This window comes from Enterobacter sp. JMULE2 (assembly GCF_013337145.1).
GTDB lineage: Bacteria > Pseudomonadota > Gammaproteobacteria > Enterobacterales > Enterobacteriaceae > Enterobacter > Enterobacter mori.
Genome location: NZ_SGWD01000011.1, coordinates 325398 through 349748 on the forward strand (window position 1 = coordinate 325398; position 24351 = coordinate 349748).

Consider the following 24351-nt stretch of genomic DNA (forward strand, 5'->3'; position numbering starts at 1 on the left):
TGAGGGTATTTAATGTTTTTTAATTTATAAGTGCGAATGAAGAGGGGGGAAGACAAAAATCAGAATCAGAATCAGACCGGGTCCATTAGACGATATACTTATGCATGAATAATCAAGTAAATGGGATTTAATGGTCTCATTCATATCCAGGGTGAATTTAATTACTTTCATTCATTCATCTTAATTATAAATTAAGAGGATTGACTTTTTTTGTTCAAAATTAAAACCGATTTTAGGGAATACTTTGTTACCTGAATCCAAAATTAAGTCTTCAACGTGTGAATAACGAGTAACTGTCTATGGCGCGTAAAAAGAAAGAAGATGCCCAGAAAACCCGGCAATTGCTGATCGAGGCGGCAATCGGTGAGTTTGCTACACGTGGCGTAGCCAACACGACGCTTACGGACATCGCTGATGCCGCAAAGGTTACGCGCGGCGCAGTCTACTGGCATTTTTCCAGTAAAGCCGAAATATTTAATGCCATTTGGGAGCAGCAGATCCCCCTGCGTGAAATTATTCGTGACAGGCTATCGCTCACCGAAAATGATGACCCGTTGTTAATGCTCCGTGAGCAATTTATCACAGCGTTGCAATATATCGCGCGTGAACCACGGCAGTGTGCGCTTTTACAAATCCTGTATCATAAATGTGAATTTAAAAATGATATGATTTCAGAATGTGAAATTCGTAAACGTATTGGTTTTAACAATGATTATCTGCGCGCGACGCTGGAGAATTGCATTTCACGGAAAGTGATTTCACCGCGGGTTAATGTTGATTTGACGCTGATCGTTCTCCATGGCTTTTTTAGCGGGATAATTAAAAACTGGTTAATGAATAGCGATAGTTTTAATCTTTATCAGCAGGCACCCGCTCTGGTCGACAACATCCTGGGGACACTCCCTGTGATACGCGTGTCGCCGCAGGATGACGTTTATACTTCCGCGCCGGGCAGCATCTCCCCATGTTCACAGAGTGCCTCAATGGTCTGAGCACTGACCGGCTTACCTAACAGATAACCCTGGAGCGTGTGACAGCCCAGCTCGGTCAGAAACGTTTGCTGTGCTTCGGTTTCCACACCTTCCGCCACCACTTTTAGATTGAGCGTTTTTGCCAGCGCCACGATGGCTGAGACAATGGTGGCATCTTCACTTTCCCCACTCAATTCCTGCACAAAAGCACGATCAATTTTCAGTTCACTGGCGGGTAGGCGCTTAAGGTATAGCAGGCTTGAATACCCGGTTCCGAAGTCATCAATGGAGGCTTTCACCCCGGCATTGGTCAGTTCTGTCAGTACCCGCACGCTTTCGTCAGGGTTGCTCATCGCTGTGGTTTCGGTCACTTCAAGGATCAGCATTTCCGGAGGGACGTCGTGACGGGTCAGGCAGTCGAGCACCGTTTTTACCAGTGAAGGTTGTTCAAACTGCAGCGTCGACAGGTTCACTGCCATCGACCAGTTACGGTGCCCCTGTAGGTGCCACTCACGCAACTGGCGACAGGCTTCATTGATAACCCAGTTACCGATGGGAATAATCAGACCCGTTTTTTCTGCCAGCGGCAGGAAGAGTTCGGGCGTCAATAATCCCTGCTTCGGATGCTGCCAGCGTAGTAGTGCTTCAAAACCGAGGAGGGGGCCAGCAGGTGCATGGAATTTAGGCTGATAGAGCAAACGAAGTTCATCGCGATCGATGGCCAGCCACAGATCGTTCATCAACTGCAGATGGGTCTGCGCCAGCGTATTCATGGAGGGCTGGAAAAAATGATACCCGTTCCGGCCCATATGTTTTGTGTGGTACATCGCCGCATCGGCATTGAACATCAGCTCGCGATCGGTTTTGCCGTCATGCGGGTAAAGCGCGATCCCAATGCTGAGGGTCACCACCAGTTCATAAGGTTCCAGGTTAAATGGGTTATCTATAGCGCGAACCAGCGAATTGGCCAGCGAGGCCGCATCATCCAGGCCTTCACTCTCCGCCAGCAGAACAAATTCATCGCCACCGATACGGGCGAGAGTGAACTGGCCCTTCAGTGGCAGCAATAAACGCTCCGTCACGGCGACCAGGAGTTTATCGCCGACATCATGCCCGTAGGCGTCATTGATGGTTTTAAACCCGTCGAGATCCATGAACATCAGCGCAAAGTGCGTACCCTCGCGGTCTGCTTTACTGATAGCCTGATCGAGTCTGTCTTCCAGCAGGATGCGGTTGGGCAAACGCGTCAGGGTATCGTGCAGCGCCAGTTGCGCGAGTTCCCGGTTCGCTTCTGCAAGCGACGAGGCCAGAAGGGCAGTACGTGCCTGAAGGCGGGCATCCAGCATCGACACCAGCAGGGTGATCCCAAGAATAGAGAGTGCGACGACGCTGACCAGCACCGCCAGCCAGCTCCCGTTGATACCTTCATGGTGAACCATTGTGGACATCGGAAACTGCGCCGCTTTCATGCCTGCATAGTGCATCCCGGCAATCGCAATTCCCATCGTGATGGCGGCGCCCATGCGCATCAGCACGACCTGCGCGGCTTCGTGACGCAGGCGGAAGGTCAGCCATAATGCCGCGAGTGAAGCGGCAAGCGCAATCGCGACCGAAATGGCCACCCAGACCTTGTCCCAGATAATCCCGGGCATCACTTCCAGCGCCGCCATGCCGGTGTAATGCATGGCAACAATACCGCTTCCCATCACCAGCGCGCCGGGCAACAGTCGGCGCAAGCGTAATTGCTCGCAGCTCACGAGCCATAGCGCAAAAAGCGAAGAGCCCACGGCGATAATCATGGATAACACCGTCAGGGTGGCGTTGTAGCTCATACTCATGGAGAGGTCCATCGCCAGCATGCCGATAAAATGCATGGCCCACACGCCAATACCCATTGCAATACCGCCGCCAGCCAGCCAGACGCGGGCAGCGACGCCCTGGCTCCCGGCAACGCGTGCAGCCATGTTCAGCGCGGTATACGCAGCAAGGATGGCAACAACAAAGGAGAGGACTACCAGGATATGATTGTATTGGCTTACCAGCATGGACGGTTCTACTCGAGTGTGAGGTTACGCAAGAGCGGTTGGGAAGGGCGAGACATTATCACCGTAAGGTAATGACTCAAAGGGATTTAAATCCCCGTTTTTACTGTGTGATTATCGTGTTTTTGGCGATGTTCACAGGCTAGTCGAGCTCAGAGCAATTGACCAGTTTTAGAGGATTCACGGAATTCATATTGCGGCACTTATCGGTTTCGGTGCTCATCAGTTCAATCCACTGCATCAGCAGCGCATCGAAAATGAAAACAGAGACAGCAAAAACAACCAGCCACCAGTATTTACGAATCATTGTGCCATTCCGCAGGAAAGAACCAGTAAGGTGCTGGAAATATACACGAAAAGTCGCGCTTTAAAAGCGGGAGAGGTGAAGGTTTACAAAGCGTTGACGGTTGCCATTATGGGCAATAAAAAAGGCGCTTCCCCATGCCGAAGAGCGCCTTTTTAAACAAGCATTTAACTGATTAGTATCAGTTCATGCCGTATATTGAAAACAGTGGTTTTTTGCTGTTCGTCAACGTTCAAAAATTCTTTTTATTGCCTGATTTAAAAGAAATATTTCGCTTTTCTTGTTTGCGCTTGTTCGTGCTTGTTTGCGGGGATACACTCACCCGTGTATCACTCGGTGTATCACTCGTTTTATATGAACTGAGGTTTTTATGGCTGGCACAAACAAGCTCAGCGACAAAAAATTAAGGGCCCTTCTCGGCTCCGTCAGAAGCAAAGAGGAAATGCTTTCTGACGGGGAGGGATTGAGCGCCAGGCTTTTACGCTCCGGCGGTATCAGCTGGATGTTTGCCTATCGCCTGGGTGGGCGCGGTTCAAAGCTCGAACGGCTGACGCTTGGCAGTTACCCGGATATGCCGCTGAAGGTGGCAAGGGAAAAACGTGACGAGTGCAGGGCGTGGCTGGCGGACGGGAAAAACCCAAAATTTCAGCTCGACAGAAAGACAGAAGAAATTCTCCGGCCGGTCACCGTCCGCGATGCCATGACCCACTGGTTTAATGAATATGCTGTTCACCATCGTGTGAACTGGAAAAGGCATCAGGCACAGTTTGAAAAGCACATCTACCCGTATATAGGGGATATGCCGCTGGCGCTGTGTGAAACCCGCCACTGGTTAGAATGTTTTGATCGCGCGAAACGTAAAACCCCCGTTGCTGCAGGTTATGTTTTTCAGGCCTGTAAGCAGGCGTTAAAGTTTTGCCGGGTGCGTCGCTATGCTATCAGTAATGCACTCGATGATCTGACTATTCAGGACGTAGGGAAAAAGCAGGAGAAGGGCGACAGGGTTCACGGGATGAATGAGCTTGCCGATATCTGGCGTTCGACCACCTCTAAAATGTATAAACCTTATTACGCCTCACTGCTGCGTCTGCTGGTGGTGTTTGGCTGCCGCTCTCAGGAAGTCAGGCTATCAACCTGGAAAGAGTGGGATATGGTTAGCTGGGTCTGGACGGTGCCGAAGGAGCACAGTAAAGGAGGGGAGAAAATCACTCGCCCTGTCCCTTTCCCGATCAGGCCATTTATAGAGTCACTGCATAATCAGAACTCTCACACCGGCTATCTGCTTGGCGAACTGAAACGGCCGGAAGCCGTTAGCCAGTGGGGGAGGGGGATTTACAAAAGGCTGGGCCATTCTGAACCGTGGTCACTTCACGACCTGCGCAGGACATTTGCCACAACCCTTAATGATATGGGGATCGCTCCGCACGTCGTCGAGCAGCTGCTCGGGCATGTGCTGGGCGGCGTAATGGCAATCTACAACCGTAGCCAGTATTTACCTGAAAAACTGGATGCGCTTAATAAGTGGATGGAGCGCCTTGAGCTGATCTCTGGCGAACACTCCAATGTAACTATTATGAGGGTAGCTAAATGAAAATTAATAATAAAAAAGAACTTCCGGAATCATTTGATTTAAAAAATACGATGATTTAGAAACTATGTCTGATAAAGATTTATTTAGACAGTTATATTGGAGAAGCGAAGATTTACGAAGCAATCATGTAGATGTCCCTGACTATGGGTTACAGTTTGGTGCGAAATATCCTATGATTGATACGCTGGGCGATCCCTTTGGGGAAATGCTAGAAGAACAATGGTTCATAGAAAAGCAAAAGGAATATTCCAGCAAAAACAAGCCAAAGCTTTTAAGTCTCAGCTATGGGGAAGGTATAAGACCAGTTGATAGATTTTTAGTTAGCTTGATAAATGAAATGAACGCTGATGCTGGGTATTTTAAAGATAGACCTATAATAATAGACAAAGAAACGGGGCATGAACTGATAGAGCAGGATAATGGTATGTTTTGGGCGGTAATGAGAGAGCCTGTGAATCTTTTAAACGACGCTATTGATAACGTGGCTATTACCATAGATTTAGATAACAGGGATGAGATATTAATTGATACGTTTTCTAAATTGCTTCCATTGTGGAGAAGGGAGCTAAATATACCTGAGCCTAGTAAGCCTGTCACTGGTGGTTGGGAAAGTATCAGGAAAAAGATAATTGAATATAAAATAATCCCTATGATTGATTTGCTTTCATGGGAGAGAACAACCAAAAATAGGATCTCGCTTGGAGTACTGGCCGTAGCTCTCTTTCCTGATGGAGAGAAGGACTCAATCATGATTGCTCAGACGGTTAAACCTTTTTTAGATAAGTTGATGACTTACGATTCTTTAGAGAAAATCAGGAAAGAATTATCTAAAGACAATTGATTAAAATGTGGGAACGGATATCAAAATAAAAAAAATTGCACCGTGGTTTCACATATTCTATTGAATAAAATGCTCCCGAACAGTAATGAACGGGAGCATTTTTATATGAACCAACTTAACCAATCTCAACACCTTACAGACCGAACCATCCGTGAACCTGAGTGTCGCCAGTTAACAGGCCTCTGCCGTACAACCCGCTACATGCTGGAGAAAGAGGGAAAATTCCCTGCGCGCCGGAAACTGGGTGGGCGTGCGGTCGGCTGGCTGCTTTCTGAGGTGATCGCCTGGCAGCAGAACTGCAATAAAGCGGCGTGAGGTGGGATATGTCAGATAAAACAAAGGCGGCCATGCCGGGCCGCCAGTGCGGATACGGTTGTCAGCGAGGGAAGATTACCAGGCTTGCATCTGGTGGTCAAAATCAGCCCTTTGGCTCGATGCCGCGCTGCTGCAATTCCTTTCGAAGCACTCGTTTAATCCAGGTTGCCAGAGAAGTATCTCCATCCGCTTTGGCTGCTTCTTCCAGCTGGGCTCTGAACTCCTCAGGCAGACGCATCTGGTATGGAGGAGAACGTTTTTCTAATGGTGTTGACATGGTAATTACCCTAAATTACTATAGCTACATGGTAATTACCATTGTACTTACCATAATACAAAAAGCAACGCCCCGAACTGTTAGAGCAGTATCAGGGCGTCTAACCATCAACGAAAGGAGTAAACGATAATGGCTACAGCCAATATTACCACAACAGGACGGCCGGCATTCACCTGGCTATTTCTGGGGCAGCCTAAGGGCGAGGAGTGGACGGGTAAGCCTGTCACTCTGCGCACTCAGGCAGACACCGAAGAGGCAGCGCGTGACGCGTTTCCATCTTGGGATCTGACGTTCGCCGCGAAAATCAGGACGGCCAGCCCGCTGAATTGCCAATTCATTGAGGACAATTACAGCTGGTTGCTGGTGGGGGTGCGCCATGCGTAAAACCTTCCATGTCGCCGGATACGGCGTTAACAAGCGCGGTCACACGGTAGGCATTCATTACACACTGACCAGCGCAAGCGTAGTTGAAGCCAGGACAACAGCGCAGCAACTGGCGCAGGCAGCGGGCTATAAACACGTGCGTATCACTTTTATTCAGGGGGCACAAAATGCGTGAGCCAATCAGCCTTGATCAGGCCGAGCATAAAGCAACGTTGGCTGCCTCACTCTTCGAGATCATTCTGGAGAGGGCTAATAAAGAATGCCATCCGTTGCTGGTGGATTTGATTTCAATCGCCTGTGATTTTAACAACGAAATTCGCTTTGCATTAATCGCCGAGACGGAAAAGGGAGCGCTCAATGGATAATGTTTACACCTATCTCAGCAACAAAGATTTGTTGTCACTGGCGCAAGAGGTTGCAGCGCTAATAGCATGTGCGGCTTACCTTTCGCAAATCAAAGGCGATGAAGAACGTAATCATGTAATGAGCTTAACGCACATTGCTGCCCGCCTGTCTGACGAACTGGCAAACTCACTGGATATTTCTAATTATCACTCCCTTGAAAACTGAACAGCAGGTATTAAACAATGATCAGCAATGAGAAATTTACCGAACTGACTAAACGCTTTGATCTGCTGGTGGATAAGGTATTGCACCTTGAAGGTCAGGTTAAGGCACTGACAATAAGCCAGGGTGGTGAAATCCCGGCGGGTATGACGCCATTATCTACGCTTGCTGCTGAATACGGTATCTCAACCCAAAAGGCCGAGGAGCTTGCGAAAGCCAAAGGGGTGATGCTGGTTAAGCTGAAATCCGGTGGATGCGTAGTTCCTGATGAAAGGTTTCGTGAAGCGGCTCGACTGGTGCTGCGCAGTGCTAAGCGTAAATATGGCTCTGCGTACTGGTTCCATCCTCTTCTTGGTAAATTCCGGATGAGCGGGGGAATACCGGAATGAACTTGCGACAGTTGAAAAACAGAATACGAATGGCGTAACAGGCTCCACGAAGGAATAAAAAAATATGGTTAAGAAAATTAATCGGGCTCAGCCCGAGGGCATCGCTCAGCCAAAAATCGAGGCTCACAGCCGCTGGGCAAATAACTACGGTGAAAAAATCACGGTTAAGTGCGTGGCGTTCGGGCGGGTGACATACGTCCGTGACGGGTATGACAGCGAATGCGTTTGCTCTGAATACCGGTTCAGTAATGAATTTACGTGCCTGCCGGAGGAGACGGAGAAAAGCCAGGCGGAGGCCAGAGAGAAAGGCAAACGCCGCATTGCTGAAATTCGCCACACGCTGCCGCTGAGCGTTGGATCTGACGGATGGGATAAGGGACTGAAATGAAAAACGCACCGAACGTTAAGGCTCTGCCGAAAGACAAATATACCGAAGCGATTATTTTTGCCGGGGCTGACGCATACGCGCACGCCAGACACTGGATCGAGAGCGAGGGCAAAAAATCGGGAGACACAACGCCGCCCGTCTATCTGAGTGGCCGCGAGCTGGCGCAGCTGCACAACATCCGGGTGGTTGACGATGGCCGTTACCGCGCCCGCGTCTTTCTGGCCGGGGATATCTCAGAACAGCAAATCAGTGATGTGGCGATGCGCCTGGCGGCCGCTGGCGTGGTAGAGGCGCGGATGTACCGCAGCGCTGAGCATGAGCCGGAGGACTGGGGCGACTTCCTTGACCGCCAGCGCCAGAGCATCGAGGAGAACAGCCAGTACGCGCACACGCTGCCGCTGAGCGTTGGATCTGACGGATTCGACGTTGAGCAGGATTACACGCTGAAAAGCTATCTCCCGGCGCAGAGCCTGACCAGCATTTACGGGCCCAGCGGCTCCTACAAGAGCTTTCTGGCGGTATCGTGGGCGTGCCACATTGCCGCCGGGATGAAGTGGGCTGGAAAGTCGGTCTCCGCTGGCTCTGTGATGTACGTCGTCGGTGAGGGTGGTATCGGCGTTCCGCGCCGTATCAAGGCATGGGAGAAGCAATACGGGCTTAAGCTGGATAATCTGTATCTGGTCAATCGTCCTGTGTTCCCGGTTCGCTCCGAGGATATCAGCCAGGTGATTAACGCTGCGCGTGACGTGGAGAGGAAAACAGGCCAGCCAATCCGCCTTATCATCCTGGACACGCTGGCGCGCTGTTTCGGCGGTAACGACGAGAACGACGCGAAGGATATGGGGGCGTTCATCGAAGGGTGTGACCGCATCAAACAGGCGACGCGCTCTACGCTGCTGGTGGTGCATCATTCCGGTAAGGACGACACCAAAGGCGCTCGCGGCTCCAGCGCGTTCAGGGCGGCTCTGGATGCAGAATTTAGCGTAAGGCGCGAGGGTGAGGGCGGCGCTATCGTGCTGACCTGCACGAAGATGAAAGACGCTGAGGAGCCGAAACAAGCGGCGTTCGACCTGGTGGAGCTGGATTTGTTCCAGGACAGAGACGGCGAAACGGTTTCTTCGCTGGTGGTGCGTGACGTGCCACGGGAGCCGCAGGGCGTTGATCCTGAGCTGGAGGGCATTAAACACCTGAGCGAAAACCACGCCACCTTGTGGCAGTCAATCCGCAGCCGCAAGGCCAAAGGCGAGCCGTGCAACCGCGCGGTACTGCGTGACGACATGGAGGCAATGCTTGGCGACAAGGCCAGAAAATCATTCCATAAATGGCTTGATAAGCTGGTTTCTGACGGGTTGATCACGATCAATTCCGATGGTGATGTTGTTATGGCTGGAAGGCAATAAGTGCGGCAATAGTGCGGCGTGTGCGGCAAACACCCTAAAAAACCCCGTTTACCGCACTTTTTCCGTATATATCTGGAGAAAGTGCGGCAACGATGCTTTATCAGGCTGAAAGCCGCGCCATTACTGGGTTTTACCAGTGCGCACTAACCTGAAAATGCCGCACCAAAGTGCGGCAAAAATAAATGCGGCAAAAAATGCGCAATGTGCGGCAAATCAATCTCCTAAATTTTCAGGAGATGCTCTCTGTCGAGATAGATATGAGCAAAACTGCTCACATCTTCATTGAGCTGCTTTTTTGGAGATACTCCACCACGCCGGGCATTGCCCGGTTTTTTTATGCCCGTGCACCATTAACCCTAATTTTAAGTTCGGACGTAATACGTACGGACCTCCCTGAAGAGGCGGCTTAACGGTCGCCCCTCCCCCCCCTCTGAAAAGGTACTTTCCAGCACTTGAGAGCACCGAGGGTGCAAAACTCGCACGGATTCGCTATTTATGAAAATTTTCCAGGGAAAAATCATGTCGGTTCTTTTTTCTTTTAACTTCTTGTATTAATTGATTTTTATGTGCGTAACAAACCGACATTCCGAGCGCCGTTTTTGGCTCATTTTCTTCATTTCATGTCGGAACTCATTTTTTAATCAAGGTGTTAAATGAATGTTAATAAAAAGACGCTTGCTGAGATATTTGAGGTTGACGCCTATCGTTGCATTTTATGAAACGGATTTGCCTTTCATTTCACTTTGATCAACACTGTTTTTTCATACAGTTTAGATTTTCATCCAAGAGACCCAACATGAAAGAAGATAAAACACAGTCAGACAGACTTCACGAGGCGTTAGATATCCAAATGAACGGCGAACGAAAAGGCCGCTCAGTGTACATCGATGGCGATTTGGTCACTCAAATTGAGGGCTATCTTGAAATCGACCGGGAAAAGCGCGAGGCGCTGGGGGTTGATACGCCTTCTGTGGGGCATTTTGTCCGCCGCCTGGTTCGCAATGTGCTGAAGGGTGAAAAGTAATGTCTTACGAAAATCTGCAGCCAATTGAAATGATGAACATGGTTGATAACCCAGAGGACTCAAGATTTAAATTCCGCCCGCTTTTCACAGAGCTTTTCTTTCCAAAGGTGGTTTTGTTTTCGACGCCTGAAATCATGCTTGATCGTCTGGAAGAGGAAAGGGTAGTAATGAGCCCGTTTTGCTCCCCAATGGTCGGCGCTACCGTCCAGCGTGATAAAGGTTTCAGCACACACAGCTTCAAACCCGGCTATCAGAAGCCGAAGCACGTTATCGATCCGTCGAAAGAATTTGCCAGGATGGCTGGAGAGCCTATTGGGTTGGCTGCATCGCCTTCTTACCGACGCACGAAGCACATAAGCAATTCGCTGGCCAAGCAAACCGACGCTATCAAAGCACGTGCGGAGTGGCTGGCGGTCAACGCTATCACCACAGGTAAGAATATCATTGAGGGTGACAGCATCGAGCGATATGAAATTGACTGGGCAATCGGTGAAATGAACATCATCACCCAGGCCGGTAGCGCAGCGTGGTCAGCGCAGGACGCTGAGACCTTTGACCCATTCAATGATCTGGAGCTGTATGGCGAGCAGGCCAACGGCCCGATTAACGTCATTGTCATGGGTAAAGAGGTTTGGCGGCTTTTGCGTTCTTTCAAGAAGTTCCGGGAGTATCTGGATACGCGTCGCGGCTCTAACTCTGAGCTTGAGCTTGCGCTTAAAAACGTGGGTGATGTCGTTTCATTTAAGGGTTACTACGGCGACGTTGCGCTTATCGTTTACAGCGGGACTTATGCTGAGTCTACCTCTAGCGAAGAAAAGCCTTACCTCGATCCGAATATGATGGTATTCGGACACACGAAAAACACTGGCGTAATGGCCTACGGCGCGATTCAGGATCAGCACGCAATCCGGGAGGGGCTTACTCAGGCGCAGTATTATATCCGAAACTGGACGGAGCAGGGCGATCCGGGTATGGAGTTTGTGCAGACGCATTCCTGCCCGCAGCCTGTGCCAGTGAATATCAACCGATTCGTTACCGTCATCGTCGCATAAGGGGGAAAGATGGGCGTTCCATATCCAGAAATTTATTCAGGAACGGCGGAGGTCAGCACGACGCTGGTCTGCCTGAGTGGTTCGGGAAGTATCCCGCAATTCACTCCGCTTATGATAGAGCCAACCAGCGGTTTGATGACTCCATGGGACGGCGTTAACGCTGGTGCGGCGGTGTACCTGACATGCTTTAACATCGAATCCAATGCTCAGAGCAGGGCGCAGGTGTACAAGACCGGGACTTTTAATGTTGATATCGTCAACTGGCCGGAAAGTGTCACCACGCTGGAAAAAAAACTTTCTGCTTTTGCGGGTTCTGCGCTCTCTGTTCAGCCTCTTGCTGGCTAAGTGAGGTTTTATGTCTCGTAATTTGGCGCACATTGCCAGTACGGCGTTTAACGAACCCCTGATGTTAGAACCCGCCTACGCGCGGGTTTTCTTTTCTGCGCTGGGAAAAGAGATTGGCACTGAAAGCCTCATTATCCCGCAGGACAACGCCCTGCTGAGTGCGCAGGACATGGAGGCGGTCACAGCGTCGTTTATGTCAGGCGATCGCAAGGCGGCGCGGTTCTACGAAGTGCGCAACGGTATCGCCGTGCTACCGGTGTCAGGGACGCTGGTTCACAAGCTGGGGGCAATGCGCCCCTTCTCTGGTATGACCGGCTACGACGGCATTATCGCGCGGCTCACACAGGCGATGGATGATCCGGAGGTGCGCGGCGTCATGCTGGATATCGACAGCCCAGGCGGTCAGGCGGCAGGGGCATTTGACTGTGCCGATATGATAGCCCGACTGCGTGCACAGAAGCCCATCTGGGCGCTTGCTAATGATATGGCCTGTTCTGCTGCTATGTTGCTGGCATCGGCCTGTACGCGGCGACTGACGACGCAGACGGGGCGTATGGGCTCAATCGGCGTGCTTATGGCACACGCTAACCGTTCGGAGCAGATGAAAAATGCCGGAGTTGATATCACACTAATCTACTCGGGCGCTCATAAGGTTGACGGGAACCCATACAGTGCGCTTCCTGATAGCGTCAGGGCTGATTTTTCTAAGAAGATGAACTCAGCAAGGCAGGTTTTCGCCGAAAAAGTGTCAAGCTACACCGGGATTTCGGTGGCTAAAATTCTGGCAACAGAAGCGGCGGTTTATGACGGAAGGGAAGCCGTTGAAATGGGACTGGCTCATGAGCTGGTGAACGGCATGGATGCAATCGGAATAATGAGTGAACAATTTAACGGAAGGGTTAATAGAGTGGCGATGAACGATGAAAAGGCGCGTATCGCGTCAATCATGACGTGCGAGGCAGCACGCGGTAACGGACAGTTAGCCAACGCTCTGGCGCTGTTCACGGATGCCAGTGTCGATCAGGCCGTGGCGGTTATGCAGGCTGTATCCTGTGCAGGTCAAGGCATTCCAGACAGCGCGGCGGCGAACGCCATTACCTCAAGCGATGCAGCGAAAGGACGTGAGGCGCTGGCTGCTGCGCTTTCAACGCAGCCCGGCATGACGCAAGAGCGAGCTGTAGAGCTGCTTTCACTGGCTCCGCCCCCAAACGGTAGCGCCGTGCTGGCGGCCAGCTTTGAGCGCTTTATGGCCTCAGACGCTGCCCCCTGCGCAGGGCATGACACCGCAGGGCATGAAGATGAAAGCGAGACGATGGCTTTACTGCGCTCATTCGGAGAACCTCCGCGGCGATAGTTTTCAAGGAGGGGTATGCTGCAGTGCAGTACACCCCTCCGAAAAGGTACTTTCCAGCACTTGAGAGCACCGAGGGTGAATTATCCGCACGGATTCACTACATATGAGATTTTTTCAGGAAAAAAATCGTGTCCGTACTTCTTTGGTTCAAAGTGCTGATATTTATATAAAAAATTAAATTTAGAATGGACATGATCCGGGCTTTCTTTAGGTGAAATCCACGTCAACATGTCCATTCTGTATTTTTTTGAGGAATCAGAATGAACGTTAATAAAAAACAGCTTGCAGCGGCCTTTCTGTCCGGTACTGATACCGGATCAGCGGTTGACGCTGTATCGTCGTTTGAGCGCCGGGAGATGATACGCCTCATCAACAGCCACACTGCCAACCGTGAACGATTCATGCAGAAACTCAGATCGCCTTCTTACAAGTGGAGCAAGCCGGAACCGCGCCGATCTCAATCGTCACGCTAACGTTCGCGCTCGTTCATGAATCGGTGTATCACTCGGTGTATCACTCGCAATAAAAAAGGCGCTTTCCCATTCCGGATTGCGCCTTTTTAAACAAACACTTAACTGATTAGTATCAGTTCATGCCGTATTTTTTCAATTTCTTACGCAGAGTACCACGGTTGATACCCATCATCAGCGCAGCGCGGGTCTGGTTACCGCGGGTGTATTGCATCACCATGTCCAACAGTGGCTGTTCAACTTCAGCCAGTACCAGCTCATACAGGTCATTAACATCCTGACCGTTCAGTTGAGCAAAATAGTTCTTCAGTGCCTGTTTAACCGAGTCACGCAGGGGCTTTTGAGTTACCTGGTCCTGGGAGTTAACGGTAGATACGGTCAGTACGTCAGAATTTACGCGTTGTTCGAACATAGTTCTGTCAGCTCTTTATTTCATTACGCAAGATTTTCGAAGTATGCCTCCAACGCCTCCAGCTGTACGCTGGCATCCTCTATGGCGTTGAATGTGCGCCGAAACTGGTCATTTGGAGCGTGCTCCTGGAGATACCAGGAGACGTGTTTACGCGCAATTCGGTACCCTTTTGCCTGACCGTAGTGGTCATGCAATTCCCGAACATGCGAACAAAGCAAGCGCTTGACCTCTGCCAGTGGCAGCGGAGCAAGCAGCTCCCCAGTGTCCAGATAATGCTGGATTTCCCGAAAGATCCAGGGTCTTCCCTGAGCGGCACGTCCTATCATCAGAGCATCAGCTCCCGTATAGTCGAGCACAGCTCTGGCTTTAAGCGGGTCAGTAATGTCACCATTCGCGATAATCGGAATGGAAACTTTCTGCTTAACTGCCCGAATGCTGTCGTATTCAGCTTCACCGTTGAACAAACAGGCGCGAGTGCGTCCATGAATGGTCAGGGCCTGAATGCCACAGTCTTCGGCCAGTTGGGCAATCTCTACACAGTTACGGTGTTCCGGCGACCAACCCGTGCGAATCTTTAACGTAACAGGAACGTCCACTGCGCTGACAACCGCCGTCAGGATTGACTTCACCTGGTCGGGGTATTGCAGAAGGGCTGAACCTGCAAGCTTGCGATTCACTTTCTTGGCCGGGCAACCCATATTGATATCAATAATTTGGGCACCACTTTCCACGTTGATACGCGCGGCATCTGCCATCTCTTCAGGCACGCTTCCGGCAATTTGCACGGTGCGAATACCTGGCTCATCCACATGCACCATCCGCAAACGGGACTTATCGCTTTCCCACACTTGTGGGTTAGACGACATCATCTCGGAAACGGTTAATCCTGCTCCCATCTCGTAGCACAACGTCCTGAACGGCCGGTCGGTAATACCTGCCATTGGCGCTGCGATCAGGCGATTTCTGAGCTGGTGGTGTCCGATGCGCATGAGTTAAGAAATGACCATACTGTGACTGCAAGGCGGCGTATATTACGCATTTTTTGCACGAGATGAAAGGCCAAACTTTGAACAATCCACTGCTGTAGATCAAGGAATCGCCGCTAAGACTATTCGGGGAAAATTATTCACTATTTAAATCATTGTGTTATGCATTAATGGTTATTTTATGGGCGCTTACAATTTCCCGTAACTTCTCATCATTTATGAATAAATGAATCACATCAGCGGGATAATCTGCTGTTTTTAACAGCAGATTATCCCGCTTCTTTGCGATCTGCGTCGCATTTTAGAACATCATCTCAGCGCGAAAAATGCACATTATTCAACGACGACGCGGCCATGAAGTGACTGTACCGGACGGTTATTATCGTGATGCATGGTGTGGGTGAATTTACCCAACTGTTCTGCTGAGACGGTCAGCGGATGCTTGAGCACAATCCAGGTGACGCCCTCGGAGCACGGTGGGGTGGTGAGTGACCCGCTAAAGCGCCAGTACGTCTTATCTTTTGGCAGCAACTGGTTCATGTCGAGGTTTGGCTTGATGCTGACGTTCTGGTCAACCTGGCCCGGCATCACGCCCCAGAGTTTATCCAGCTCAGCATTAGCGGCGCCTTTATTAAACATCACGGCAACCACCACCAGCTCACCCTTCTCGTTCTTATGCACCAGATGCATTTCCATTGCGGACGCCTTACCGTGCACCGTGTTTTCACTCGGCGCGTGGAAGTGGAACTGCTGTAAGGTCCAGGTTTGGTTATCGAGGGTAATGCTGTCGCGGGTGTCCGCCTTTTCAACGGCCTGAATAGTGTGTCCGTTGTTTGTCAGCGTAACGGGGCCGTCAATATAGTGTGTTTCCAGCGGGGAGAGATGTGCTTTCGCGGTGGAATCGATGTTAATGGGAGACTGGTTCATCCCGCTTTTACAGGTCTTGTACGCCTCGTCCAGCTCGCCCCAGTGCTCCGGTGCGCCTTCTCCTTGATAACTCCAGTGTGATGCGATAGCGGAAGCCGAGACCATGCTCAGCGCCAGCAGTGCTGCCTTGCCATAAACGTGTTTCATTACATTCTTCCTGTGAATTTTATTATTCAAATCAAAATTAAAACACATGATTTGTGTGGTTATTTTAGCGGAGACAGGTGAAAGGCGGGAGAAATATCAGAGGGAAAAAGGCGTGGTCAGAGGACCACGCCAAAGGCTTATTTTTTACGACCGGTAATGCGGCACCACTCTTCTTTCTCAACCACCGGGTCGAGCGCGAAGAGATCGGCATAGGCTTCACAGACGCTGTCAGCCTGGCTTGCCAGAATACCAGAAAGCCCCAGCAGACCGCCCTCAACGGGCAGCACGCTGATTAACGGTGCCAGTTCACGTAATGGGCCAGCCAGGATGTTTGCCACTACCACGTCGGCTTTCATGGCCTCAGGTTGAGCATCAGGCAGATACAGCTCCAGACGGTCGGAAACGCCGTTACGCTCGGCATTATCGCGGCTGGCCTGAATCGCCTGCGGATCGATATCGATCCCGATGGCTTTTGCCGCGCCCAGTTTCAGGGCAGCAATCGCAAGGATCCCGGAACCGCAGCCGAAGTCGATCACCGTCTTGCCTTCCAGATCCAGTCCGTCCAGCCACTGCAAACAGAGTGAGGTTGTTGGATGGGTGCCGGTCCCAAACGCCAGACCCGGATCGAGCATCACGTTGACCGCATTCGCGTCCGGCACGTCGCGCCAGCTTGGGCAAATCCACAGACGCTTGCCGAACTGCATCGGGTGGAAGTTATCCATCCACTCGCGTTCCCAGTCTTTGTCTTCCAGCTGTTCGATTTTATGCACAAAGCCTGCGCCCAGCAGCGGATGGTTTTCCAGAAGGGCAACCACCTCTTTCATATCGGTTTCCGCATCGAACAGGCCGATAACGTCGGTATCACCCCACAGGCGGGTTTCGCCCGGCAGCGGCTCAAAGACCGGCGTGTCATGCGTGTCCTGGAAGGTGATTGAGACCGAACCGGCCTCCATCAGCGCATCGCTCAGTTCCTCGGCGTTAGCGCCGGTTGTGTTCAGTTTTAGTTGGATCCACGGCATGGCAAAACTCTTTATTTATCAGTAGAAATCATAGCGGGTTGTGGAACGGGCTGACCGAAACGGTTCCCCACCACAAACGCCAGTAAACTTAGCAGTAACGAAGGCACAATCGGATGGAAGCCCAGATACTGAATTTTAAATGTTGCAAGCACGGCGTAAAGCACGCCGCCGACAATCATGGCGCTCAGCGCACCGGCGGCATTCGCGCGCTCCCAGTAGAGCCCTAACACCAGCGGCCACAGGAAGACGGCTTCAAGTCCACCAAATGCCAGCAGATTCAGCCAGATGATCATCTCCGGTGGGCGCCATGCGGCTAACAGCAGCAATGCGCCTAACACCAGCGTAATAACGGCCGACATGCGCTTCAGGCGTCGCTCATTTTCGACCTGCTCCGGGCGCAGGTTCAGATAAAGATCTTTAATGATCGTAGCGGAACTTTGCAGCAGCTGAGCGTTGATTGTCGACATGATGGCGGCCATCGGTGCGGCAAGGAAAATCCCGGCAGCGAACGGCGGAAGCACTTTGACCATCAGCGTTGGGATCACCAGATCCGGCACGGTGAGATCGGGGATCACCGCGCGCCCTAATGCGCCCGCCAGGTGCATACCAAACATCAGGATCGCGACAACGATAGTGCCGATAATGATACCCCGGTGCACGGCTTTGCTGTCTTTATAAGAGATACAGCGCACAGCCGTATGCGGCAGACCGATAACCCCAAAGCACACTAATACCCAGAACGAGGTCATAAATGCTGGAGAAAGGATGTCATCGGCGCCCTGCGGCGAAACCAGTTTTGGATCGATCGCCTCGAGCGTTTCAACCGCATGGCTCAGGCCGCCCGCGGCGTGGACGATGCCGACCAGCAGGACGATAGTGCCGATAAGCATAACCATGCCCTGCATCGTGTCGTTCAGCACGCTGGCGCGGAATCCACCAAACGCGGTATACAGCGCAATGCTGACCCCGAAAATGATCAGGCCTGTCTCGTAGGGGATCCCGGCAGCCGTTTCCAGCAGGCGCGCCCCACCGATAAACTGTACCGTCATCGCGCCAATAAAGGCCACCAGCAGGCTTAAGCTGGCCAGCCAGACCAGTAAACGGCTCTGGTAGCGAGCAAACAGCATATCGTTGAGCGTCACGGCATTATAACGGCGCGCCAGAATGGCAAATTTTTTGCCCAGTATGCCGAGCGAGAGCCAGACGGCAGGAAGCTGGATCATTGCCAGCAGGACCCAGCCTAACCCGTATTTATAGGCGGCACCGGGTCCACCGATAAATGAACTGGCGCTGATGTAGGTCGCGGTCAGCGTCATGGCCAGCACCACGCCGCCCATCGAGCGGCTACCGAGGAAATACTCGTTCAGGAAGCTACCTGTCGTGCGTTTCCGCATGGCGTAAACGGATAAACCAAACACCACTAACAAGTACGCGATAAGCGGCAGAATGACTTCAAGCTGCATCATCGTCCTCCAGCGGAATATCACGATAAATGAATTTCACCATTGCCCAGCACAGCAGGATAAAGACCAGCGGTACCAGCAGGCAGGCCATTTCAAACCAGTGCGGCAGGCCGGTGATGCCAATAGCGGAGTCAGGTAAGTAAGCAGTTACTAACCATGCGGCAAGATAGAGAAGGGTCAGCCACAGCGCCCAGCGCGCTTCTTTATGGGCCTGAACAAAACGCTTGTCCATTGTTTGTCCCTTGTGGATGAAGAAAGCGGGGATTGTACATGATGAGGCTTTCCAGGCCCCAGAAATAAAAAAGGCCGGATAATCCGGCCTTTTCGCAAAGATGCTGTATTACTTCTCGTTCAGACCGAGTTTCTTCTCAAGATAGTGGATGTTAGTCCCACCATTCTGGAAGTGCTCGTCGCTCATGATGCGCATCTGCAGATCGACGTTGGTTTTGATACCGTCGATGATCAGCTCCTGCAGGGCGTTCTTCATGCGGGCAATCGCCACGTCACGGTTTTCGCCGTAGCAGATAAGCTTACCGATCATTGAGTCATAGTACGGCGGTACGGTGTAACCGGCGTAGATATGAGACTCCCAACGCACACCAAAGCCACCCGGCGCGTGGAAACGCGTGATTTTACCCGGGCTTGGCAGGAAGGTATTCGGGTCTTCGGCGTTGATACGGCATTCCACCGCATGGCCTTTCACCACAACTTCTTCCTGTTTGATGGACAGAGGCTGACCGGCTGCGATACGCAGCTGTTCTTTGATCAGGTCAACGCCGGTGATCATTTCTGTCACAGGGTGTTCAACCTGAATACGGGTGTTCATTTCGATGAAATAGAACTCGCCGTTTTCGAACAGGAACTCAAAGGTACCTGCACCGCGATAGCCGATATCGACACACGCTTTAGAGCAACGCTCGCCGATGTAGCGACGCAGTTCCGGGGTAATGCCCGGTGCTGGCGCTTCTTCGACCACTTTCTGGTGACGACGCTGCATGGAGCAGTCACGTTCTGCCAGATAGATGGCGTTACCCTGACCGTCAGCCAGCACCTGAATTTCGATGTGACGTGGGTTTTCCAGGTATTTTTCCATGTACACCATGTCATTGCTGAAAGCGGCTTTCGCTTCTGCTTTGGTCATGGAGATGGACTGAGCCAGTTCAGCATCGCTGCGCACAACGCGCATACCGCGACCGCCGCCGCCGCCGGACGCCTTGATGATAACCGGGTAGCCAATGCGTTTAGCATGAGCACGGTTAGCATCCATGTCGTCGGTCAGAGGGCCGTCAGAGCCGGGTACGGTTGGAACACCGGCTTTTTTCATGGCGGTGATTGCAGACACCTTGTCGCCCATCAGGCGGATAGTGTCGGCTTTCGGGCCGATGAAGATAAAGCCAGAGCGTTCAACCTGCTCAGCAAAGTTGGCGTTCTCAGAGAGGAAGCCGTAACCCGGATGAATTGCCACCGCGCCGGTGATTTCAGCGGCGCTGATGATAGCCGGGATGTTCAGATAGCTTTTTACGGACGGAGCCGGGCCAATACAGACCGTCTCATCCGCCAGCAATACGTGTTTTAAATCGCGATCCGCGCTTGAGTGCACGGCCACGGTCTTGATGCCCAGTTCTTTACAGGCACGAAGAATACGCAGTGCAATCTCGCCACGGTTGGCGATAACAATTTTATCCAGCATGTTCGCCTCGTTACTCGATGACGACCAGCGGCTCGTCAAATTCTACCGGCTGACCACTTTCGACCAGAATCGCTTTCACAGTACCTGACTTGTCAGCTTCGATCTGGTTCATCATTTTCATCGCTTCAACGATGCACAGGGTATCGCCTACGTTGACTTTCTGACCCACTTCGATGAACGCCTTCGCGTCCGGGCTCGGGGTGCGGTAGAAAGTACCAACCATTGGGGAACGTACGATGTGACCACTGATTTCTGCAGCTGCTGCAGGTGCGGCTTCTGCGGCTGGCGCAACGGCTGCGGAAAGCGCAGGCTGCTGCACTGGCGCAGCATAAGCTTGCTGCATTACCGGGAAGCTAGCGGCTGGGGCTGCACGGCTGATGCGTACAGACTCTTCGCCTTCAGAAATTTCCAGTTCGGAGATGCCTGATTCTTCAACCAGCTCGATCAGTTTTTTAATCTTACGAATATCCATGAGTGGGTTCCGTACTCTTGTTTAGTTTGATTGTGACAAGCGTTTTACCGCTGTCTGTAAAGCGTATGAATAACCGTCTGCACCCAGACCACAGATCACGCCAGCAGCGATATCTGACAGATAGGAATGGTGGCGGAACGGCTCTCGGGCGTGCACGTTACTCAGGTGAATCTCGATAAACGGGATACTCACCGCGAGCAGTGCGTCGCGAATAGCTACACTGGTGTGCGTAAACGCGGCCGGATTGATCAGGATATAGTCCACATTGTCTTTAGCCTGATGAATACGGTCGATGATTGCGTACTCCGCATTTGACTGAAAATGGTCCAAATCGACATTCAGCGAAGCTGCTTCCGTCATCAGACGGTTAACAATTTCACTCAATGTTAGCGTGCCGTACTTCTCTGGCTCACGGGTGCCGAGCATGTTCAGGTTCGGTCCGTTCAAAACTAAGATCTGGAATTTATCCGCCATTGTGCCGCTATCTCCTGCGAATTTCCGGTAAAAAACAAAATATACCTTCGATGCGCGATTGTCACCTAATCAGAGTCTGAAAACTCCATCAGGAAAACCAAAGTCGCACATTATAACGATTTCGTAGCATTTGGCAGCTAAATACTGGTCTTATCAGGGAAGATTATCAACCGCTATCGGAAAAAGATTCACGGTCGATAAGTAATCTGCGGGAAAACGCACAGTTTCGCGAACTATCGCAACCACTGGCGGAACTTCTTGTAACGCCACGCTAAAAGCGCCAGTGCCAGCAGGGCATAGATGACCGGCTGCGGTGATAAAATCTTCACTGACCACAGGTAGTGGATGGGCGCGAGGATCGCGACAAGATAGACGAAGTTATGCAAGAGTTGCCAGCGCCTCCCCAGTTTTCGCTGGGCATATTGCGTGGAGGTCAGCGCTAATGCCAGCAACACCAGCCAGCTGACGATACCCAGCGTCAAATACGGGCGCGTAACCAGTTCGCGGCCTAACAGTGCCAGATTATTAATGCCCAATTCCAGAAGTGCGTAGCTGGTGAGGTGCAGTGTCGCCCAGGCAAAACACCATAACCCCAGCAGCCGACGGGTGCGTATCAAAAGTGGCTGTTTAGCGTAGCGTGCCAGCGGCGATATCAGCAAGGTTGCCAGTAAAAATTTCAGAGCCATCCTACCGGTAAAATGTTGAATATCTTTCGCTGGATCGGCGCTGAATGCGCCGTGACTGACCGCCCAGAACAGCCAGATAAAAGGAAGCAGCCCGGCCAGGTGCAATAACACTTTGAGCCAGGTGATATGCTTAACGGTTAAACGCACTCAGAAGTTCTCCCGTAAATTCAGCCCGCGATAGAGCGATGCCACTTCATCCGCGTAGCCGTTAAACAGCAGCGTAGGCTGACGCTTCACATCCAATGCGCCGCCAGAGCCGATAAACCGCTCGGTGGCCTGCGACCAGCGCGGATGGTCAACATGGGGGTTCACGTTAGCAAAAAAACCGTACTCGCCGGGGGCCGCCAGGTTCCAGGTGGTTGGCGGACGTTCGCGGGTAAGCTTAATGCTGACGATAGATTTAATCCCCTTAAAACCGTATTTCCACGGTACGGTCAGGCGAACAGGCGCGCCGTTTTGCGGCGGAAGCGCTTTGCCGTAAACCCCAACGGTCAGCAGGGTGAGCGGATGCATGGCTTCGTCGAGGCGTAACCCCTCCACATAAGGATACTCAAGCCCGCCGCCGATGAACCGGTCCTTCTGGCCTGGCATCTCGTCCGGGGCGTAGCGCGTCTGGAAGGAGACGTATTTTGCATTGCTGGTGGGTTCAACCAGCGCCAGCAGCTTGTGCAGCGGGAAGCCGACCCAGGGCACCACCATCGACCAGGCCTCCACGCAGCGCATGCGATAGATACGTTCTTCGAGCGGGAAACGTGTGGTGAGGTCGTGATGATCCAGCGTGAGGGGCTTTGCTACCTCACCGTCGATTTTCAGGGTCCACGGATCGGTTTTCATGCTGCCTGCATTGGCGGCAGGATCGGCCTTATCCAGACCAAATTCGTAGAAGTTGTTATAGCCGGTAACTTTATCTTCCGGCGTGAGCGTCAGTTTGTTTTGCCATTCGGCCGGTTTCGTAAAGGTGAGCGGGGCACCGGAAGGGGCTTTCGGACGATCGTTGCCTTTAAACCAGTCGAGCAGATCGGCATGAGCCGCAGGAGTAAGGGCCAGCGCAGTGGCGCTGATGCCAAGCATTTTCAGGATCTGGCGGCGCTGTAACATAAAGACAGATTCTGACGTTACGTCGGCTTCCGTCAGTTTTCGGTTTTTCATGGCATCCTCCGTCATGCGTTTTTCTAAGCATGACGGAGGAGAAGCGTTAGCGCGAATATGTCACGAAAAATTGAAGATTAGGCAATTTTTACCAGCGCACGACCGTGGAACTGGTTGTCCATGATTTTACTGGCATATTCAGGTGCCTGGCTGAGCGTAATCTCGGTGGCGCTCTGGGTATAGAATGATTCAGGGAGGTCGCGCGCCAGACGTTCCCAGGCTTCTGCACGACGCGCAGACGGCGTCATCACGGAATCTACACCCTGCAGGCGAACGTTACGCAGAATGAATGGCATCACGGTGGTTGGCAGGGCAAAACCGCCCGCCAGGCCACAGGCCGCCACGCAGCCGCCGTAGTTCATCTGCGCCAGCACTTTCGCCAGGACTTTGTCACCGACGGTATCCACTGCTCCCGCCCAGATCTGTTTTTCCAGCGGGCGAGTTTCGGCAAACTCTTCGCGGCCCAGAATTCGGTTGGCACCGAGTTGACGCAGATAGTCATGGGTGCTTTCGCGGCCAGACACGGCAGCAACCTGATAACCCAACTTGTGCAGCAGCGTCACCGCCGTGCTACCCACGCCACCGCTGGCACCGGTCACGACAATCTCACCGGACTCTGGACGAATACCGGCATCTTCCAGCGCCATCACGCACAGCATGGCGGTAAACCCTGCGGTACCGATGATCATCGCTTTGCGACCATCCAGACCTTTTGGCAGCGGTACCAGCCAGTCACCTTTCACGCGGGCTTGTGAGGCCAGCCCGCCCCAGTGATTTTCTCCCACGCCCCAGCCCGTGAGCAGTACTTGCTGACCCGCATGGAAGCGAGGATCTTCGCTGGTATGCACGCGGCCCGCAAAATCGATCCCTGGCACCATCGGGAAATTTCGGATGATTTTACCCTTACCGGTAATTGCCAGGGCATCTTTGTAATTTAAACTGGACCAGTCGATATCGACGGTTACTTCGCCTTCGGGCAGTCGACTCTCTTCAATGGCTTGCACCGAGGCAAGCGTTTTGCCGTCCTGCTGTTCTAAGATCAAAGCCTGCATACAGGGTCCCCATTACGATTAAGATGATTGGAAAATAACGTCCGAAGACTATACTCGCTCAGTGCAATGCTATGCCGATTTAACGCAATAAATTGCCAGATACACCCGATTTGGTAGTATGCCGCATCTCAAATGCAAGTTAGCGCTTACTCGCTACCCC

General features: G+C 52.0%; 31 protein-coding genes. 16 read left to right on the forward strand and 15 right to left on the reverse strand.

The features are described from left to right. The first annotated feature begins 299 nt into the window (after nt 1-299). The gene (gene envR / locus EXW94_RS10200) at nt 300-992 is read left to right on the forward strand and encodes an acrEF/envCD operon transcriptional regulator (RefSeq protein ID WP_174340050.1); all 693 of its coding nucleotides are present in this window, start codon (nt 300-302) and stop codon (nt 990-992) included. Here envR and EXW94_RS10205 read toward each other — a convergent pair. Beyond that, nucleotides 935-3016 (reverse strand): bifunctional diguanylate cyclase/phosphodiesterase, encoded by a 2082-nt coding sequence (locus EXW94_RS10205; protein WP_148401053.1) that lies wholly within the window; start codon nt 3014-3016, stop codon nt 935-937. The two genes, envR and EXW94_RS10205, sit on opposite strands and share 58 nt — an antisense overlap. Before the next feature lie 139 nt (nt 3017-3155). Next, nucleotides 3156-3320, reverse strand: a complete 165-nt coding sequence (locus EXW94_RS10210; protein ID WP_003860373.1) for a DUF2556 family protein — start codon at nt 3318-3320, stop codon at nt 3156-3158. Nucleotides 3321-3687: 367 nt separating this feature from the next. Here EXW94_RS10210 and EXW94_RS10215 point away from each other — a divergent pair, with 367 nt between their 5' ends. From EXW94_RS10215 to EXW94_RS10225, 3 genes are all read left to right on the forward strand, one after another. After that, entirely contained in the window at nt 3688-4908 is a 1221-nt protein-coding gene (locus tag EXW94_RS10215) for a site-specific integrase (RefSeq protein ID WP_174340051.1), read from the forward strand. Nucleotides 4909-4972: 64 nt separating this feature from the next. Further along, nucleotides 4973-5749 (forward strand): DUF6387 family protein, encoded by a 777-nt coding sequence (locus tag EXW94_RS10220; protein ID WP_254797826.1) that lies wholly within the window; start codon nt 4973-4975, stop codon nt 5747-5749. A gap of 105 nt (nt 5750-5854) precedes the next feature. Beyond that, nucleotides 5855-6064 carry an AlpA family transcriptional regulator gene (locus EXW94_RS10225; protein WP_174340052.1) on the forward strand — a complete coding sequence of 70 codons (210 nt, stop codon included), beginning with the start codon at nt 5855-5857 and terminating at the stop codon, nt 6062-6064. 103 nt (nt 6065-6167) lie between these two features. Here EXW94_RS10225 and EXW94_RS10230 read toward each other — a convergent pair whose 3' ends face one another. Then, nucleotides 6168-6341: a hypothetical protein gene (locus tag EXW94_RS10230; RefSeq protein WP_000106747.1), complete on the reverse strand. Its 174-nt coding sequence runs from the start codon at nt 6339-6341 to the stop codon at nt 6168-6170. A 129-nt stretch (nt 6342-6470) separates the two neighbouring features. On the opposite strand from EXW94_RS10230, the gene EXW94_RS10235 reads away from it, so the two are divergent. The 12 genes from EXW94_RS10235 to EXW94_RS10290 all read left to right on the forward strand — a co-directional run bounded on the left by EXW94_RS10235 (nt 6471) and on the right by EXW94_RS10290 (nt 13717). Further along, the gene (locus EXW94_RS10235; protein ID WP_174339209.1) at nt 6471-6725 is read left to right on the forward strand and encodes a host cell division inhibitor Icd-like protein; all 255 of its coding nucleotides are present in this window, start codon (nt 6471-6473) and stop codon (nt 6723-6725) included. Next, nucleotides 6718-6900 carry a hypothetical protein gene (locus EXW94_RS10240; protein ID WP_174340053.1) on the forward strand — a complete coding sequence of 61 codons (183 nt, stop codon included), beginning with the start codon at nt 6718-6720 and terminating at the stop codon, nt 6898-6900. Before EXW94_RS10235 ends, EXW94_RS10240 begins: the two co-directional genes overlap by 8 nt. After that, nucleotides 6893-7090: a hypothetical protein gene (locus EXW94_RS10245; RefSeq protein ID WP_174340054.1), complete on the forward strand. Its 198-nt coding sequence runs from the start codon at nt 6893-6895 to the stop codon at nt 7088-7090. The genes EXW94_RS10240 and EXW94_RS10245 overlap by 8 nt, the downstream gene beginning before the upstream one ends. Further along, nucleotides 7083-7295 (forward strand): aminotransferase, encoded by a 213-nt coding sequence (locus EXW94_RS10250; RefSeq protein WP_174340055.1) that lies wholly within the window; start codon nt 7083-7085, stop codon nt 7293-7295. The genes EXW94_RS10245 and EXW94_RS10250 overlap by 8 nt, the downstream gene beginning before the upstream one ends. A gap of 17 nt (nt 7296-7312) precedes the next feature. Further along, on the forward strand, nt 7313-7681 hold the full coding sequence (locus tag EXW94_RS10255; protein WP_174340056.1) for a hypothetical protein: 369 nt from the start codon (nt 7313-7315) through the stop codon (nt 7679-7681). A 64-nt stretch (nt 7682-7745) separates the two neighbouring features. Beyond that, the gene (locus EXW94_RS10260; protein WP_174340057.1) at nt 7746-8069 is read left to right on the forward strand and encodes a DUF4222 domain-containing protein; all 324 of its coding nucleotides are present in this window, start codon (nt 7746-7748) and stop codon (nt 8067-8069) included. Next, nucleotides 8066-9469, forward strand: a complete 1404-nt coding sequence (locus tag EXW94_RS10265) for a helicase RepA family protein (protein WP_174340058.1) — start codon at nt 8066-8068, stop codon at nt 9467-9469. Before EXW94_RS10260 ends, EXW94_RS10265 begins: the two co-directional genes overlap by 4 nt. Nucleotides 9470-10265: 796 nt before the next feature. Then, on the forward strand, nt 10266-10493 hold the full coding sequence (locus tag EXW94_RS10270; RefSeq protein ID WP_174340059.1) for a hypothetical protein: 228 nt from the start codon (nt 10266-10268) through the stop codon (nt 10491-10493). Then, nucleotides 10493-11545: a major capsid protein gene (locus tag EXW94_RS10275; protein WP_375336643.1), complete on the forward strand. Its 1053-nt coding sequence runs from the start codon at nt 10493-10495 to the stop codon at nt 11543-11545. Before EXW94_RS10270 ends, EXW94_RS10275 begins: the two co-directional genes overlap by 1 nt. A gap of 9 nt (nt 11546-11554) precedes the next feature. After that, complete coding sequence (locus tag EXW94_RS10280; RefSeq protein WP_174340060.1) at nt 11555-11890, forward strand: head decoration protein; 336 nt, start codon at nt 11555-11557, stop codon at nt 11888-11890. 10 nt (nt 11891-11900) lie between these two features. Next, the gene (locus EXW94_RS10285) at nt 11901-13244 is read left to right on the forward strand and encodes a S49 family peptidase (protein ID WP_174340061.1); all 1344 of its coding nucleotides are present in this window, start codon (nt 11901-11903) and stop codon (nt 13242-13244) included. 260 nt (nt 13245-13504) lie between these two features. Beyond that, a complete protein-coding gene (locus EXW94_RS10290; protein WP_174340062.1) occupies nt 13505-13717 on the forward strand; it encodes a hypothetical protein in 213 nt (70 codons plus the stop codon). A gap of 112 nt (nt 13718-13829) precedes the next feature. Here the strand turns inward: EXW94_RS10290 and fis are convergent, their stop codons facing one another. From fis to EXW94_RS10350, 12 genes are all read right to left on the reverse strand, one after another. Beyond that, a complete protein-coding gene (gene fis / locus EXW94_RS10295; RefSeq protein WP_000462905.1) occupies nt 13830-14126 on the reverse strand; it encodes a DNA-binding transcriptional regulator Fis in 297 nt (98 codons plus the stop codon). Nucleotides 14127-14149: 23 nt separating this feature from the next. Continuing rightward, nucleotides 14150-15115, reverse strand: a complete 966-nt coding sequence (gene dusB / locus EXW94_RS10300; RefSeq protein ID WP_010436190.1) for a tRNA dihydrouridine synthase DusB — start codon at nt 15113-15115, stop codon at nt 14150-14152. A gap of 330 nt (nt 15116-15445) precedes the next feature. Then, entirely contained in the window at nt 15446-16186 is a 741-nt protein-coding gene (locus EXW94_RS10305) for a carbonic anhydrase (protein ID WP_174340063.1), read from the reverse strand. Nucleotides 16187-16323: 137 nt separating this feature from the next. Beyond that, nucleotides 16324-17205, reverse strand: a complete 882-nt coding sequence (gene prmA, locus EXW94_RS10310) for a 50S ribosomal protein L11 methyltransferase (RefSeq protein ID WP_089598437.1) — start codon at nt 17203-17205, stop codon at nt 16324-16326. An 11-nt stretch (nt 17206-17216) separates the two neighbouring features. Beyond that, complete coding sequence (panF, locus tag EXW94_RS10315; RefSeq protein ID WP_126815556.1) at nt 17217-18668, reverse strand: sodium/pantothenate symporter; 1452 nt, start codon at nt 18666-18668, stop codon at nt 17217-17219. Then, on the reverse strand, nt 18658-18900 hold the full coding sequence (locus tag EXW94_RS10320) for a YhdT family protein (protein WP_006178860.1): 243 nt from the start codon (nt 18898-18900) through the stop codon (nt 18658-18660). Before EXW94_RS10320 ends, panF begins: the two co-directional genes overlap by 11 nt. A 108-nt stretch (nt 18901-19008) precedes the next feature. Further along, nucleotides 19009-20358 (reverse strand): acetyl-CoA carboxylase biotin carboxylase subunit, encoded by a 1350-nt coding sequence (accC, locus tag EXW94_RS10325; RefSeq protein WP_023333644.1) that lies wholly within the window; start codon nt 20356-20358, stop codon nt 19009-19011. Nucleotides 20359-20368: 10 nt separating this feature from the next. Further along, nucleotides 20369-20830 carry an acetyl-CoA carboxylase biotin carboxyl carrier protein gene (gene accB, locus EXW94_RS10330; RefSeq protein WP_010436174.1) on the reverse strand — a complete coding sequence of 154 codons (462 nt, stop codon included), beginning with the start codon at nt 20828-20830 and terminating at the stop codon, nt 20369-20371. Between the two features lie 21 nt (nt 20831-20851). Next, nucleotides 20852-21304, reverse strand: coding sequence for a type II 3-dehydroquinate dehydratase (aroQ, locus tag EXW94_RS10335; protein ID WP_108416103.1), 453 nt, complete (start codon nt 21302-21304; stop codon nt 20852-20854). Nucleotides 21305-21537: 233 nt separating this feature from the next. Then, nucleotides 21538-22137, reverse strand: a complete 600-nt coding sequence (msrQ, locus tag EXW94_RS10340) for a protein-methionine-sulfoxide reductase heme-binding subunit MsrQ (protein WP_126545360.1) — start codon at nt 22135-22137, stop codon at nt 21538-21540. Beyond that, nucleotides 22138-23139, reverse strand: coding sequence for a protein-methionine-sulfoxide reductase catalytic subunit MsrP (msrP, locus tag EXW94_RS10345; protein WP_174340064.1), 1002 nt, complete (start codon nt 23137-23139; stop codon nt 22138-22140). 77 nt (nt 23140-23216) lie between these two features. Further along, complete coding sequence (locus EXW94_RS10350) at nt 23217-24191, reverse strand: MDR family oxidoreductase (RefSeq protein ID WP_126815460.1); 975 nt, start codon at nt 24189-24191, stop codon at nt 23217-23219. Nucleotides 24192-24351: the final 160 nt, after the last annotated feature.

Excerpts from the sequence above, each read along its gene's own strand:
- envR (WP_174340050.1), top strand. The coding sequence starts at position 300 with ATGGCGCGTAAAAAGAAAGAAGATGCCCAGAAAACCCGGCAATTGCTG.
- EXW94_RS10275 (WP_375336643.1), top strand. The coding sequence starts at position 10,493 with ATGTCTTACGAAAATCTGCAGCCAATTGAAATGATGAACATGGTTGAT.
- EXW94_RS10205 (WP_148401053.1), bottom strand. The coding sequence starts at position 3,016 with ATGCTGGTAAGCCAATACAATCATATCCTGGTAGTCCTCTCCTTTGTT.
- prmA (WP_089598437.1), bottom strand. The coding sequence starts at position 17,205 with ATGCCGTGGATCCAACTAAAACTGAACACAACCGGCGCTAACGCCGAG.
- panF (WP_126815556.1), bottom strand. The coding sequence starts at position 18,668 with ATGCAGCTTGAAGTCATTCTGCCGCTTATCGCGTACTTGTTAGTGGTG.
- fis (WP_000462905.1), bottom strand. The coding sequence starts at position 14,126 with ATGTTCGAACAACGCGTAAATTCTGACGTACTGACCGTATCTACCGTT.
- EXW94_RS10290 (WP_174340062.1), top strand. The coding sequence starts at position 13,505 with ATGAACGTTAATAAAAAACAGCTTGCAGCGGCCTTTCTGTCCGGTACT.
- accB (WP_010436174.1), bottom strand. The coding sequence starts at position 20,830 with ATGGATATTCGTAAGATTAAAAAACTGATCGAGCTGGTTGAAGAATCA.
- aroQ (WP_108416103.1), bottom strand. The coding sequence starts at position 21,304 with ATGGCGGATAAATTCCAGATCTTAGTTTTGAACGGACCGAACCTGAAC.
- EXW94_RS10230 (WP_000106747.1), bottom strand. The coding sequence starts at position 6,341 with ATGTCAACACCATTAGAAAAACGTTCTCCTCCATACCAGATGCGTCTG.
- EXW94_RS10220 (WP_254797826.1), top strand. The coding sequence starts at position 4,973 with ATGTCTGATAAAGATTTATTTAGACAGTTATATTGGAGAAGCGAAGAT.
- dusB (WP_010436190.1), bottom strand. The coding sequence starts at position 15,115 with ATGCGCATCGGACACCACCAGCTCAGAAATCGCCTGATCGCAGCGCCA.
- EXW94_RS10280 (WP_174340060.1), top strand. The coding sequence starts at position 11,555 with ATGGGCGTTCCATATCCAGAAATTTATTCAGGAACGGCGGAGGTCAGC.
- EXW94_RS10225 (WP_174340052.1), top strand. The coding sequence starts at position 5,855 with ATGAACCAACTTAACCAATCTCAACACCTTACAGACCGAACCATCCGT.
- EXW94_RS10305 (WP_174340063.1), bottom strand. The coding sequence starts at position 16,186 with ATGAAACACGTTTATGGCAAGGCAGCACTGCTGGCGCTGAGCATGGTC.
- EXW94_RS10250 (WP_174340055.1), top strand. The coding sequence starts at position 7,083 with ATGGATAATGTTTACACCTATCTCAGCAACAAAGATTTGTTGTCACTG.
- EXW94_RS10260 (WP_174340057.1), top strand. The coding sequence starts at position 7,746 with ATGGTTAAGAAAATTAATCGGGCTCAGCCCGAGGGCATCGCTCAGCCA.
- EXW94_RS10215 (WP_174340051.1), top strand. The coding sequence starts at position 3,688 with ATGGCTGGCACAAACAAGCTCAGCGACAAAAAATTAAGGGCCCTTCTC.
- EXW94_RS10245 (WP_174340054.1), top strand. The coding sequence starts at position 6,893 with ATGCGTGAGCCAATCAGCCTTGATCAGGCCGAGCATAAAGCAACGTTG.
- EXW94_RS10255 (WP_174340056.1), top strand. The coding sequence starts at position 7,313 with ATGATCAGCAATGAGAAATTTACCGAACTGACTAAACGCTTTGATCTG.
- EXW94_RS10265 (WP_174340058.1), top strand. The coding sequence starts at position 8,066 with ATGAAAAACGCACCGAACGTTAAGGCTCTGCCGAAAGACAAATATACC.
- EXW94_RS10235 (WP_174339209.1), top strand. The coding sequence starts at position 6,471 with ATGGCTACAGCCAATATTACCACAACAGGACGGCCGGCATTCACCTGG.
- EXW94_RS10320 (WP_006178860.1), bottom strand. The coding sequence starts at position 18,900 with ATGGACAAGCGTTTTGTTCAGGCCCATAAAGAAGCGCGCTGGGCGCTG.
- EXW94_RS10285 (WP_174340061.1), top strand. The coding sequence starts at position 11,901 with ATGTCTCGTAATTTGGCGCACATTGCCAGTACGGCGTTTAACGAACCC.
- EXW94_RS10270 (WP_174340059.1), top strand. The coding sequence starts at position 10,266 with ATGAAAGAAGATAAAACACAGTCAGACAGACTTCACGAGGCGTTAGAT.
- msrP (WP_174340064.1), bottom strand. The coding sequence starts at position 23,139 with ATGAAAAACCGAAAACTGACGGAAGCCGACGTAACGTCAGAATCTGTC.
- EXW94_RS10210 (WP_003860373.1), bottom strand. The coding sequence starts at position 3,320 with ATGATTCGTAAATACTGGTGGCTGGTTGTTTTTGCTGTCTCTGTTTTC.
- EXW94_RS10240 (WP_174340053.1), top strand. The coding sequence starts at position 6,718 with ATGCGTAAAACCTTCCATGTCGCCGGATACGGCGTTAACAAGCGCGGT.
- accC (WP_023333644.1), bottom strand. The coding sequence starts at position 20,358 with ATGCTGGATAAAATTGTTATCGCCAACCGTGGCGAGATTGCACTGCGT.
- EXW94_RS10350 (WP_126815460.1), bottom strand. The coding sequence starts at position 24,191 with ATGCAGGCTTTGATCTTAGAACAGCAGGACGGCAAAACGCTTGCCTCG.